The 12200-nt window shown below is 45.0% G+C and carries 11 protein-coding genes, 2 tRNA genes and 1 pseudogene; 4 read left to right on the forward strand and 10 right to left on the reverse strand.

Going from position 1 to position 12200, the window contains the following annotated elements; all coding sequences use genetic code 11:
- Window positions 1-112 precede the first annotated feature (112 nt).
- The 6 genes and pseudogenes from PGQ38_RS08930 to PGQ38_RS19900 form a co-directional block, all read right to left on the reverse strand.
- A tRNA-Ser gene (locus PGQ38_RS08930) sits at window positions 113-202 on the reverse strand.
- 130 nt (window positions 203-332) lie between these two features.
- Window positions 333-418 (reverse strand) — tRNA-Ser (locus tag PGQ38_RS08935).
- A gap of 142 nt (window positions 419-560) precedes the next feature.
- Window positions 561-1256: a 2-C-methyl-D-erythritol 4-phosphate cytidylyltransferase gene (ispD, locus tag PGQ38_RS08940; RefSeq protein ID WP_118583886.1), complete on the reverse strand. Its 696-nt coding sequence runs from the start codon at window positions 1254-1256 to the stop codon at window positions 561-563.
- Entirely contained in the window at window positions 1256-2275 is a 1020-nt protein-coding gene (gene tsaD, locus PGQ38_RS08945) for a tRNA (adenosine(37)-N6)-threonylcarbamoyltransferase complex transferase subunit TsaD (RefSeq protein ID WP_148463466.1), read from the reverse strand. The genes ispD and tsaD overlap by 1 nt, the downstream gene beginning before the upstream one ends.
- A 3-nt stretch (window positions 2276-2278) precedes the next feature.
- Window positions 2279-3190, reverse strand: a complete 912-nt coding sequence (locus tag PGQ38_RS08950) for a ribonuclease Z (protein ID WP_173719275.1) — start codon at window positions 3188-3190, stop codon at window positions 2279-2281.
- 3 nt (window positions 3191-3193) lie between these two features.
- Window positions 3194-3376, reverse strand: a pseudogene (locus PGQ38_RS19900) (DUF6783 domain-containing protein); the annotation flags it as partial.
- On the opposite strand from PGQ38_RS19900, the gene PGQ38_RS19905 reads away from it, so the two are divergent.
- Window positions 3314-3457, forward strand: a complete 144-nt coding sequence (locus tag PGQ38_RS19905; protein WP_306797114.1) for a DUF6783 domain-containing protein — start codon at window positions 3314-3316, stop codon at window positions 3455-3457. The pseudogene PGQ38_RS19900 and the gene PGQ38_RS19905 sit on opposite strands and share 63 nt — an antisense overlap.
- Window positions 3458-3618: 161 nt before the next feature.
- Window positions 3619-6207 carry a YfhO family protein gene (locus tag PGQ38_RS08955; RefSeq protein ID WP_270431372.1) on the forward strand — a complete coding sequence of 863 codons (2589 nt, stop codon included), beginning with the start codon at window positions 3619-3621 and terminating at the stop codon, window positions 6205-6207.
- Between the two features lie 76 nt (window positions 6208-6283).
- Here PGQ38_RS08955 and rimI read toward each other — a convergent pair whose 3' ends face one another.
- From rimI to tsaE, 3 genes are read right to left on the reverse strand one after another with little or no spacing between them, the layout of a single operon-like run.
- A complete protein-coding gene (rimI, locus tag PGQ38_RS08960) occupies window positions 6284-6724 on the reverse strand; it encodes a ribosomal protein S18-alanine N-acetyltransferase (RefSeq protein ID WP_118583894.1) in 441 nt (146 codons plus the stop codon).
- Window positions 6725-6746: 22 nt separating this feature from the next.
- Entirely contained in the window at window positions 6747-7475 is a 729-nt protein-coding gene (gene tsaB, locus PGQ38_RS08965) for a tRNA (adenosine(37)-N6)-threonylcarbamoyltransferase complex dimerization subunit type 1 TsaB (protein WP_270431376.1), read from the reverse strand.
- Window positions 7476-7532: 57 nt separating this feature from the next.
- Window positions 7533-7964, reverse strand: coding sequence for a tRNA (adenosine(37)-N6)-threonylcarbamoyltransferase complex ATPase subunit type 1 TsaE (gene tsaE, locus PGQ38_RS08970; protein ID WP_173772218.1), 432 nt, complete (start codon window positions 7962-7964; stop codon window positions 7533-7535).
- Window positions 7965-8061: 97 nt separating this feature from the next.
- Between tsaE and PGQ38_RS08975 the strand changes: the two genes are divergently transcribed.
- Window positions 8062-8580 (forward strand): peptidylprolyl isomerase, encoded by a 519-nt coding sequence (locus tag PGQ38_RS08975; protein WP_173773444.1) that lies wholly within the window; start codon window positions 8062-8064, stop codon window positions 8578-8580.
- Window positions 8581-8697: 117 nt separating this feature from the next.
- Here PGQ38_RS08975 and PGQ38_RS08980 read toward each other — a convergent pair whose 3' ends face one another.
- Entirely contained in the window at window positions 8698-9354 is a 657-nt protein-coding gene (locus PGQ38_RS08980) for a YigZ family protein (protein ID WP_270431380.1), read from the reverse strand.
- Between the two features lie 244 nt (window positions 9355-9598).
- On the opposite strand from PGQ38_RS08980, the gene PGQ38_RS08985 reads away from it, so the two are divergent.
- Window positions 9599-12196: a transglycosylase domain-containing protein gene (locus PGQ38_RS08985; RefSeq protein WP_270431382.1), complete on the forward strand. Its 2598-nt coding sequence runs from the start codon at window positions 9599-9601 to the stop codon at window positions 12194-12196.
- Window positions 12197-12200: the final 4 nt, after the last annotated feature.

Genomic DNA, 12200 nt, shown 5'->3' on the forward strand with positions numbered 1-12200 from the left:
AGTTATCAAGGTTGTTTCGCTGTTGTTTTCAAAACAGCCTGTTCATATTATCACATGTTCAAGTGTTTGTCAACAACTTTTTTTGAACTTCTTTTGATTGAGAAATTCAAAACGGAGAAGGAGGGATTTGAACCCTCGCGCCGCTATTAACGACCTACTCCCTTTCCAGGGGAGCCCCTTCGGCCAGCTTGGGTACTTCTCCAAATTGCCCTACTTACTAAGTAAGTTCTTCATTAAATCGTTTGCTCTCTTGCGACAGCTTGTTTAGTATAACTGATGTTTCTTTATTTGTCAAGCACTTTTTAATTTTATTTTTTTAAGTGTTTAACAAGCGGAGAGAGTGGGATTCGAACCCACGCGCCCTTGCGGACAAACGGTTTTCAAGACCGCCTCGTTATGACCACTTCGATATCTCTCCATATATAATAATCAAACCAAAAACGCTTTGCACATCAGGAGTTGTCCTTCACTCAAGAGGTTGTCTCTGTCAGTGCAAAACGTATTCTATCATTAAAACCTTTTTGTGTCAACAAGATTTTTTATTTTTTTCAAAAATTCATTCAATATCTCAAAAAAGCCTCTGCAATCGCCAGATCTTCTGGTGTAGTGATCTTGATATTCTGGTAGGATCCCTCCACAAGAAGGATCTTGGTTCCAGTCTCCTGCTCCACTACCATTGCATCATCTGTTACCCCTGTCATGTCCTTTTTGCGTATGCTTTCATAAGCTCCGCGAATCAGATCATATGAAAATATCTGAGGAGTCTGAATATTCCATACAATTTTACGATCTGGAGTCTCTTTAATATAGCCTGACGAGTCTGCCAGTTTCACAGTGTCCTTGGACGGCATGCCCATTACACACGCATTGGTTCGCTTCACGGCCTCATATCCTCTTTGAACCATCTCTTCTGTGATAAATGGTCTTGCACCGTCATGAATGTACACGTAATCTGTATCCTGACAGCATAATAGTCCTGCATACACAGAATCATAACGCTCTTTTCCTCCTGCTGTCACCTTGCGCACCTTGGAAAAGCCATATTTTTTTACAATTTCCTGCTCACAGTAAGAAATCATTTCTTCCCCCGTCACCAGAATAATATCCTGGATCAGCGGACTCTCCTGAAAACAATGCAGGGAATAATACAGAACCGGCTTCCCTCCTATTTCCAGAAACTGCTTCTGTATTTTGCTATGCATTCTTTTGCCCTGGCCTGCCGCCAGAACGATTGCCGTACATCTGCCCTGCTCCATTATCTCTCTCCCAGTTTCAGGTTAGGAACTGCATTTAAGTCCCATCCATGGCGTGTTCCTTTGATATATTCGTAATAAGCTGCCACGCCGATCATCGCCGCATTGTCTGTACAAAAAATAGGTGACGGACGATAGAACTTATAGCCCCTCTTTTCACAAGCCTTAGTCATAGCTTCTCTCAAAGCTCCGTTGGACGCAACTCCGCCTGCAATAGCAATCTTATCCATGTGATAATCTTTGGCAGCAAGCATTGTGTGCTCCACAAGTACGTCTACCACAGACTTCTGGAAAGAAGCCGCAAGGTCGGCACGATTGATCTCTTCGCCCTTCATCTGGGCATTGTTAATATAGTTCAATACAGCAGATTTCACGCCACTGAAGCTAAAATCATAAGGACAGTCTCCTAATTTTCCTTTCGGGAAAACAATGGCGTCCGGATTTCCCTCTCTTGCCAATTTATCTACCTTTGGTCCACCTGGATAACCCAATCCGATTGCACGGGCAACTTTATCAAAAGCTTCTCCCGCAGCATCATCTCTGGTGCGTCCCAGGATTTCAAATTCTCCATAGTCTTTTACGATTACAAGATGTGTGTGTCCGCCGGACACGATCAGACAAAGGAACGGCGGTTCCAGATCCGGATGTTCAATATAGTTGGCAGAAACATGTCCTTCTATATGATGCACTCCAACAAGAGGAAGCTTTTTCGCATATGCAATGGCCTTCGCCTCAGCTACGCCCACAAGAAGAGCACCTACCAGGCCAGGACCGTAAGTAACGCCAATTGCATCCAGATCATCCAGGGTCACATTTGCCTCGGAAAGTGCCTCTTCGATCACCTGATTGATTTTCTCAATATGTTTACGTGAAGCGATTTCCGGCACAACACCTCCATACAGAGTGTGAAGCGCAATCTGGGAAGAAATCACATTTGATAATATAGTCCTGCCGTTTTTTACTACAGAAGCCGCAGTTTCATCACAGGAACTTTCTATTGCAAGAATGAATGTATCTTTCATTTTTTAATCCTCTTCGAAATTCATTTCCATTGTTTTTCCGTCTTTGCCAGGATAAGCTTTTGGGAAAATATCCCGCACCATGTCCATATATTCATCTGGACGGATCAGAGACGGACTGTAATGAGTCAGCCACATTTCCCCTGCATCAGCCTGCTTCGCCAGAGTAGCAGCTTCACGGAACGTCATATGCTTATAGCCTTTTGCCTTCTCCAGCTTGTCATCCTCGCCGTACATCCCTTCGCAGATAAAAAGGTCTGAGCCAGACGCATTTTTCAAAATTGACTCGGTGGGTCTGGTATCTGTAGTGTAAGTAACCTTCAGTCCCTTTCTCGCAGGTCCCAGAACCATATCCGGAGTATATGTCACATCATCGGCTTCAATAGTCTGGCCTTTCTGCAGAGGATTCCAGTATTTCAATGGGATTCCCTGCTCACGGGCACGCTCCGGGGAAAATTTCCCCTGACGGAGTATCTCCAGTGAATATCCATAACAAAGTACATTGTGGTTTACCTTAAAAGCCGTGATCCTGTAACCATTAATCTCAAATACCTGTTCAGGTCCGTTAATCTCGATAAATTTCAGTTCAAAAGGAAGCTCCGGTGCGATCACGCGAAGTGCGTTTACTACCCGCTCAAGACCTTTCGGACCAATCAAGGTAAGCGGTTCTGTGCGCTCTGCATTCCCCATTGTAAGAAGAAGACCAGGAAGTCCGCTGATGTGATCTCCGTGATAATGGGTAAAACAGATCACGTCAACAGGCTTAAAGCTCCATCCTTTTTCCTTAATTGCCACCTGAGTTCCTTCGCCGCAGTCAATAAGAAGACTGTGGCCGTTATACCGGGTCATCAGAGCAGTGAGCCATCTTCTTGGAAGTGGCATCATACCTCCGGTTCCCAGCAGACAAACATCTAACATATATTAAAATATCCTCTTTTCTTTATTCTCCAAAACGTGTTTTCCAAATGCTTTCCGAAGCAATCTTATAACAACATTTTTCAAACATGCTCCAGAGCAGGCTTGAAAAATGCTTTCTGCAAGATGTGCGTCACAATTTGTGGAAGATTTTGCCCGGATGAGGGCGCCGTAGTGGGCTACGGCAACCGAATTCGGGTGAAATCTACCGCAAAGTGGGGCGTGCAGATTGCGGAAATGATTTTTCAAACATGCTCTAGGAAAGTTTAACACAAGCAGTTTCCTAAAACAAGAGTCAGGTCTTCCCAATATGGAAAATCATTCAGAAATAATTAAAATGAAGCCGCTTGACAAACAGCTTACAATGTGTTTTTATAATTTGAACTTAACATTTGTTGCTGTTTTAAGCTCAGCAACAGAAAGGAATTATTATGATTTTCTGCAGCAAGCCTCAAAAATTCACCTGGCGAAACGCCATTACTCTGCTGCTTCTTCTGACAGCTGGCAGCATTCTCATCTTACTTCTGATACCTTCCGGTTCCTGGTTTGGCTCCGAGACAGACTGGTATTCCCAGCATGTAACCATTGCTGATTATATGAGAAAAAATTTTTATGCAACAGGAAGCCTGTTTCCGGACTTCACCGGACTTGGAGGCGGAACCAATTTCTTTTCCCTCTCCTACTACGGATTTATGCGCCCGGATGTACTGATTTCCTATCTTTTTCCCCATGTGGAAATGGAATGGTTTATTCAGGGATATGCAATATTTGAAATCCTGCTTGGAGGCGGACTTCTTTATTACTGGCTGCACAGGAAGGGTTTTTCGGATTTTACCAGCTTTGCATGCGGCTTTTTTTATCTTAGCGCAAACTGCTTTTTCCAGGCGCACAGACAGATCATGTTTGTGAATTATCTGCCATTTCTTTTACTGGCTTTCCTCTGCCTGGACCGGATTTTTGAGCACCAGGAACAGGACGTGTACCACATCCGTCCCCATATCGGACTGATCCTTTCCCTGTTTTTCTGCATTTTGCATAGCTTTTACTTTTTCCCATCCTGCTTTCTGGCATGCATCCTTTATATCAGCCATCTGCTGCCGGAGCATCTGAAAAATGTACCCGCCAGAATGCAGAAAAAACGAAAATGCAAAATATGGTGGAACTATATTGTGGACGTGTCTTTTGCCGTATCCATGAATCTCTTTCTCCTGCTTCCCACCGGTCTTTCCATCCTTGGAAATAAAAAGGATACCGGTGATTCCACTTCCCTGTTAAAAATCCTGGGAGTGAACCCCACACTGGACAGCATCCTATACAGTCCTTACGGCTGCGGACTCACTCTTTTTTGTCTGTATGCACTGTTTCTGTGCATACGGGAAAAGAAAACCCGAAAGCTGGCAATTGCTGTTTTTGTACTGCTGTTTTTTGACATTTTTTACTGGATTTTAAATGCCACTTTATATGTAAGGCCCAAATGCCTGATCCCATTTCTGCCTTTGATTCTTTACCTGGCTGCACAGGCTCTTGAAGGCCTCAGGCAGAAAAAAATACGCCACAGTCTGCCACTGGCTTTGCTTTGTGCAATTCCGGTTATCGTACAGCTTATTTTCTTTTTACATAATCAACAGATCCGGCACCTGGTCACAGCTGATCTTGTACTGCTTCTTGTCTGTGCTTCCCTTGGCGTTTTTCTGGAGGAAAAAGAAATCACGATACCATTCAGCCGCTGGTGGATAAATCTTGGAGGACTTGTACTTTTGCTTGCGATTCCTTCTATGCTTTATCTGACAAAAGGACAGGAAGAGCATTACGCCACCGTTGCCGATGAGTCCAGAGACTATTTTTCCAGAGAGGATCTGGAGGCGTGCTGCGAAAATCCGCAGACACGGTTCGATGTGATCGAACACCCATCCAACAATTCAAACTATGTAATCACTGGGGAGCAAAATAAAAGCACCTTGTATTCCTCTATTTCCAACAGCACTTACAATACATTGCTGTACGATATCCTGCAAATGCCTGTCAGCATCCGCAACCGTGTTGCCATGACAGCTGATGTAAATCCTTTTCAGGAATATCTGATGGGCGTCCGGTATATTCAGACAAAAGCAGATAAAGTTCCAGCGGGCTACAAGACCCTTCTGGAAAAAGACGGGCATATACTGGCAGAAAACAGCAATGTGCTGCCTATTGCTTATGGAAGTACGACTCTGATGACAGAAAGTGAATATGATAAGCTTTCTTATCCGCAGACACTGGATACCATTACTAATCGCACAATAGTGCCGGATTCTCCTGACAATTCAGAGAATGCCAGTGATCTTTCTGCCGCTTTTTTGCCATACGCTTCTCAAATGAAGGAATATTCCCTGCCTGTCGATTTTCTTGATCACAAGACTTCAAAAAAAGATGAAACCGTCCGCCGGGAACTGCCGGAAACACTGCCGGCATCCACTATTCTGCTGCTCTCTTTTGACGTAAAATACAATGGGGAAAAGGATATGTCCATTACCATAAATGGCATACGAAACCGGCTTTCCGGCTCTGAGGCTCCTTATCCCAACAATAATGATACCTTTTATTATATGATTTCTTCTAATGAGGATATGGATGCTCTGGACATTATGTTTTCCAGAGGAGAATATAAGCTTACAAATATAAAAGCCTACACCCTTCCATTAAGCCTGCTTTTCCATCCGGGGCTGGTAACATTTCAGGAAAAAGGAATTTCCGGGAAAGAGATTCTAAACGGTAGTATTGATATGCCGAAAGATGGATATTTCGTAACCTCCTATACGTTCTCCAAAGGATACATTGTTTGTGTGGATGGGAAAGAAGCTGCACCGGTACAGGTTAACAAGGCGTTTCTTGGTTTTCCGTTACAAAAAGGGGCGCATGAAATCCAGATTGAATTCCATGCGCCCGGTAAGTCACTTGGGGCTGCACTCAGCTTTGTGGCATTTGCGCTTTTGATTTTCTACAATGTAGCGTATGGGCTCAGGCATAAAATCATGCGATAGACCATGACTGAAGCATGTTTGAAAAAGGCTTTCTGCAAGATGTGCGTCACATTTTGCGAGAATGAGAGGTTCTCACTTATCCACGCGGATGCCTAGTCATAAGCAGAGCATCTTCCACGGGATCCGTATAATATTTCTTGCGGATCCCGTCTTTTGTAAATCCCATTCTTTCATAAAGACGGATGGCAGTCCCGTTGCCTGTACGAACCTCAAGATGGATCGTGGTAACTCCCTGCTGTTCGGCAAGCCGGATCAGACTGTCCATAAGGAAATGCCCAATCCCCTCTTTCTGCCTGTCCGGGCGCACTGCAACATTGGTAATGTCGCCTTCATCCAAAACCATGATCAGGCCACAGTAAGCCAGGATTTCTCCTTTCTCTTCCACTACAAGGAACATGGCATCCTTGCGGGTCAGATAAGTAAAAAATCCCTCTTTCGTCCATGGCGGGGAAAATAATTCGTTTTCAATCTTCATGACCTGATCCAGATCATCTACCAGCATTTCACGAAGAACCATACTCTGACTTCTCCTTTTCTTCTCAGCTGTTTTTTTCAGAAGCTTTCTCTTCCTGCAGCTTCTGGGCGCGCTCACGCTCTGCCTGGGAAACTCTCAGGTATTCTGGAACATGCTCCATAGCAGTCACTGCTTTACCCTCTTTCACATAAATCCCGCCAAGGGCTGCCACTGCAGCTGCTCTTTGCTTATTCACATGGGCAGGTGCAAAAGAATATGGAACCTTCAGGTTCTCCTGGATCATTTTTCCAAAAACAGGCACGCCATCACCAAGGAATACTACCTCTTCCCCTCTCGCATTCAATTTCTCAATCATCTCAGCCATTGGAACTGCCATCTGAGCTTCTACCGTTACCAGCTTATGCTCCTGAAAGCGGTAGATTCCTGTATAAACCTGACTTCTTCTTGCATCCATAATCGGACAGATCAATGCTCTGGAGTCATACAAATTATATGCCAGTGCATCCACAGTAGGAATTTCCACCAGAGGCTTTTTCAACGCAAGACCAAGTCCCTTGGCTGTAGCAGAACCGATACGAAGTCCTGTAAAAGAGCCTGGTCCGGCTGCCACTGCAATGGCATCAATGGTATCCAGATCCAGCTCTGTCATCTTCACCAGCTCGTCCAGCATAGGAAGAAGTGTCTGGGAATGTGTCTTTTTATAATTAACTGTATATTCCGCAATCAGGTTCTCGTCCTCCACTATTGCAACAGAAGCGACAATTCCTGAGCTGTCAAGGCCTAAAATCTTCATTTTTTTCTCCTTACTCTCCCCACTTTTGGAGATTTTCAAATTTTTCTGCCACTTAATCTATTCTGGTAATCCGGTTACTGTGATCTTACGATAATCGAACCCTTTTTCCAGATTTTTCTCAATGGTAATCTCAATGATCTGCTCTGGCAGGATTTCTTCGATCAGATTGGCCCACTCGATGAGACAGATTCCATTTCCGTAGAAATAGTCATCATAGCCGATCTCTTCCATCTCCTCAATGTCCCCGATCCGGTACACATCAAAGTGGTAAAATGGCATACGGCCGCTTTCATATTCCTGAATAATGGTAAAAGTCGGACTGTTTACAGGCTCTGTGATTCCCAGTCCTTCTGCCACTCCCTGGGTAAAAACGGTCTTACCTACCCCAAGATCTCCTACCAGTGTGTATACCTGCCCGGGAAGAGCCTTTTCCCCGATCCATTTGCCGAAAGCGAAGGTCTCTTCGGGGCTGAATGTTTCTTTTATCATAACTTTACAACTCCTTTTTACTTGCAGAATTGCTCTTTGCATATTATAATAGAACGAATAACGAAATACAATACTTTTTGAAAAAGGAGATCAAACTATGGCAAATCCAGTTGTTACCATTACTATGGATAACGGAGATGTGATCAAAGCAGAGTTATATCCGGAGATTGCACCAAATACTGTAAATAACTTTATCAGCCTTGTTAAAAAGGGATTTTATGACGGACTTATTTTCCACCGTGTTATCAACGGCTTCATGATCCAGGGCGGCTGCCCGGACGGAACCGGAATGGGCGGTCCTGGATACAGCATCAAGGGTGAATTTGCTCAGAACGGTGTGAAGAATGAGTTAAGACATACCGAGGGCGTTCTTTCCATGGCAAGAGCCATGCATCCGGATTCAGCAGGAAGCCAGTTCTTCATCATGCACAAAAATGCTCCACACCTTGATGGTGCTTACGCTGCTTTTGGTAAAGTGACCGAGGGCATGGAGGTGGTAAACCAGATTGCTGAGACTGACACTGACTACAGCGACAGACCACTTGATGAGCAGAAGATCAAATCCATGACAGTAGACACCTTCGGCGTAGATTATCCAGAACCAGAGAAGTGCTGATCATTCATGCTCTGCAGGCAGACTGATCCAGAGCATGTTTAAAAAGCTTTCAAAAGAACTTTATCCCCTGCATCTGTGGAATGTTTATTTTCCAGATGCAGGGGTTTCTGTTCTCTTTTAATGGTCAAACACCTTTATTTCGCCTTCCACATCTGCGAAATAAAGCTCCTTCTCTTTCTCCATCTTTATACGTCCGCTGGTGGCTTCTGTGATCACCTTCCGGATTCTTTCAACCTGGTCGTTTGGCACAAGAAGATGCATGATCACCTTGTCTGTGTACTCCGTGTCAAGGACCGGAAGCTGATTCTCTGCTGCAATATACTGCAGCTTGCCGATAGCCGTGTAATCTGCAGTCAGTGCCAATGAAATCCCATGGTACTTCTCTATCACCGTACTCTCCCCCAGGCCAGCCTGCACTGCTCCGGAATAGGCTCGCACAAGTCCGCCGGTACCAAGGAGCACACCGCCAAAATATCTGGTCACAACTACCGCCACATTATAAATATCTTCCCCCAGTATCACATCCAGCATAGGCCGTCCTGCAGTTCCTGACGGCTCCCCGTCATCGCTGCACCTTGTAAACTCCCGATGTTCTCCAATAGAATAAGCATAGCAATTATGTCTGGCATCCCAGTATTTCTTCTTCATTTCCTCTATGAAAGCAAGAGCGTCCTCCTCTTTTTCCACCAGGCGCACCGTCGCAATAAACCGGGATTTCTTCTCCGTAATCTCCCCCTCGCCTCCTGCATAGATGGTCTTATAATTTTCCAGCATACGCAAACCTCCAAAAACTCATAATAAAATAAAGATAACAGCTTGTTCTTCCTCATTTGCTATAGTGTAACATGAATTGGCTTTTCTTTCCAGTCTTGTAAAAGGATGCTGTTCACCTTACTATTCACTGATACCGTTCCGCGAGGTGTTTTTTGTGAACAAAGTTCACAGAAATATTCGATTTTAGGGTTTATTTACGAACCCGGATTTGATATAATAGAACGGATTATAAAGGAGGTTTATCATGAACTACGGAAAAAAATCGGCCTCTAAGAAACGGAATTCTCTTATTTCCCGCTCGTCCATGATGGGAAAAAGGGCACATGTTTCGTTTATCAGAGTCCTTTTCATCGGCCTGATCGCCCTGTGCGTTGCAGTGTCCAGTCTTGGAATCGGTTCCATTCGTGGAATACTTGCAAATACGCCGGACGTAAATGAAGTGGATATCATGCCTCTTGGTTATGCCACTTTCCTCTATGACTGCAATGGTAATCAGATTCGTAAACTGGCAGCACCTAATGCCAACCGACTTCCGGTTTCCATTGACCAGATTCCGGAGGATCTGCAGCATGCAGTAGTGGCTATCGAGGATGAGCGTTTTTATGAGCATAATGGAATTGATGTAAGAGGTATTCTTCGTGCTGGTGTGAAAGCACTTACTACCGGAAGCTTTTCCGAGGGTGCAAGTACCATTACCCAGCAGCTTCTGAAGAACAACGTTTTCACCAACTGGACCAACGAATCTACACAGGTGGAGCGATTTACACGTAAGCTTCAGGAGCAGTTCCTTGCCGTTGAGATTGAGAAAAAGATCGACGACAAGAACGTGATCCTTGAGAATTACCTGAATACCATCAACCTTGGTGCAGGTGCATACGGTGTACAGGCTGCTGCCCGTCAGTATTTTAATAAAGATGTGTGGGATCTGAATCTTTCCGAGTGCGCAACTCTGGCAGGTATCACCCAGGCTCCTACCAAATATAACCCAATCGAGAATCCCAAGGAAAATGCAAAGAGACGTAAAGAGGTTCTTGACCATATGCTGGATCAGGGTTACATCACTCAGGAGCAGTATGACGATGCTATTAATGATGACGTTTACACCCGCATTCAGGAGGCACAGGCTTCTAATACACAGTCTTCCAGCAAGACATACTCCTACTTTGAGGACGAGCTTACTAAGCAGGTTATCAATGATCTGATGAATATCAAGGGATACACCAAGACACAGGCACAGAACCTTCTGTATAGCGGTGGTCTGAAGATCATGACTACCCAGGATCCGGACATTCAGAACATTGTGGATGAGGAATATTCCGATCCATCCAACTATCCGGATTACGTACAGTACGCACTTGATTATGCCCTTACCGTGAAACAGCCGGATGGCCAGGAAGTAAACTACAGCAAGGAAATGATGAAGCTTTACTTCCAGAATGAGGATCCGTCTTTTGATCTTTTGTTTGATTCCCAGGACGAGGGACAGACTTATGTAGACCGTTATAAAGCGAATATTCTTGCAGACGGAAGCACCGTTGTTGCAGAGCGTGTAAGCTTTGCCCCCCAGCCTCAGTCAGCAATGACGATCATTGACCAGCATACCGGATATGTGAAGGCGATCATTGGCGGACGTGGAACCAAGACTGCCAGCCTTACCCTGAACCGTGCTACAGACAGTACCCGTCAGCCAGGTTCTACATTTAAGATCGTATCCACCTATGCTGCAGCCCTTAATGAGAAGGGAATGACGCTGGCTACCACTTACGAAGACCAGCCAATCACCTACGACAACGGCGCACCGGTCAATAATGCAAGCGGCAGCTTTAATGGTACCACTACGATCCGTACAGCGATCCGTAATTCTGTCAATACCGTTGCAGTTCAGTGTTTTGAGGATGTAACCCCTGAGCTTGGTCTGAAATACCTGGACAACTTTGGATTTACTACACTGGCGCATGGTACAGAAGCGGATACCGATGCCAATGGCAATGTTTACACAGATGCCAACCTGCCTACAGCACTTGGCGGTCTGACCTACGGTGTTAAGAACGTAGAGCTTTGCGCCGCATACGCAGCCATTGCGAACGGCGGTAATTATATCAAACCGGTTTACTACACCAAGATTCTTGATCACAACGGAAACGTACTGATTGAGAACAACTCTGTAGGACGCTCCGTCATTAAGGAAACGACTGCTTATCTTCTTACAAGCGCCCTTGAGGATGTAGTTCAGAATGGTACCGGTACAGCCTGCCAGCTTGATAATATGGCAGTTGCAGGTAAGACAGGTACTACAGATGCGTACAATGACCTCTGGTTCGTAGGATATACACCATATTACACATGTGCAGTATGGTCCGGTTACGACGGCAACCAGAAGATACCGGAAGGTGATGCACGTAATTTCCACAAAACGTTATGGCGTAAGGTCATGAACCGAATCCATCAGGGAATGGAATACAAAGACTTCGAAGTTCCAGATGGTATTGAGCAAATCAGTATCTGTGCTGATACAGGACTTCTTCCAAGAGTTGGCTGCCCGGTTACAGAGGAGTACTTTGATGTAGGAACCATGCCTACAGAGTACTGTGACCAGCATTTCTACGAATATGACGAGAGTCAGGATGAAGATATGGAAATCTACGATGTAAATGCCACTCCGACTCCAGATCCGGAAAATCCGGACGGCACAGACAATACAGATGGCAGCGGCGATGACGGCACTGGCGGCGATGGTACTGGCGGTGACGGTACCGGTGGCGACGGTACCGGTGGCGGTGATATCCAGTATCCAGATGAAAGCGGCGGAGATTCTGGTAATGATGATATTTATTATTACTAAAAAG

It is taken from the genome of Blautia faecis, from assembly GCF_027662325.1.
GTDB classification, from domain to species: domain Bacteria; phylum Bacillota; class Clostridia; order Lachnospirales; family Lachnospiraceae; genus Blautia_A; species Blautia_A faecis.

Coding starts and splice junctions, on each gene's coding strand:
- PGQ38_RS19905 (WP_306797114.1), top strand. CDS start 3,314: ATGTGCGTCACAATTTGTGGAAGATTTTGCCCGGATGAGGGCGCCGTA.
- PGQ38_RS08980 (WP_270431380.1), bottom strand. CDS start 9,354: ATGCTGGAAAATTATAAGACCATCTATGCAGGAGGCGAGGGGGAGATT.
- PGQ38_RS08985 (WP_270431382.1), top strand. CDS start 9,599: ATGAACTACGGAAAAAAATCGGCCTCTAAGAAACGGAATTCTCTTATT.
- rimI (WP_118583894.1), bottom strand. CDS start 6,724: ATGGTTCTTCGTGAAATGCTGGTAGATGATCTGGATCAGGTCATGAAG.
- PGQ38_RS08975 (WP_173773444.1), top strand. CDS start 8,062: ATGGCAAATCCAGTTGTTACCATTACTATGGATAACGGAGATGTGATC.
- PGQ38_RS08950 (WP_173719275.1), bottom strand. CDS start 3,190: ATGTTAGATGTTTGTCTGCTGGGAACCGGAGGTATGATGCCACTTCCA.
- tsaD (WP_148463466.1), bottom strand. CDS start 2,275: ATGAAAGATACATTCATTCTTGCAATAGAAAGTTCCTGTGATGAAACT.
- PGQ38_RS08955 (WP_270431372.1), top strand. CDS start 3,619: ATGATTTTCTGCAGCAAGCCTCAAAAATTCACCTGGCGAAACGCCATT.
- tsaB (WP_270431376.1), bottom strand. CDS start 7,475: ATGAAGATTTTAGGCCTTGACAGCTCAGGAATTGTCGCTTCTGTTGCA.
- ispD (WP_118583886.1), bottom strand. CDS start 1,256: ATGGAGCAGGGCAGATGTACGGCAATCGTTCTGGCGGCAGGCCAGGGC.
- tsaE (WP_173772218.1), bottom strand. CDS start 7,964: ATGATAAAAGAAACATTCAGCCCCGAAGAGACCTTCGCTTTCGGCAAA.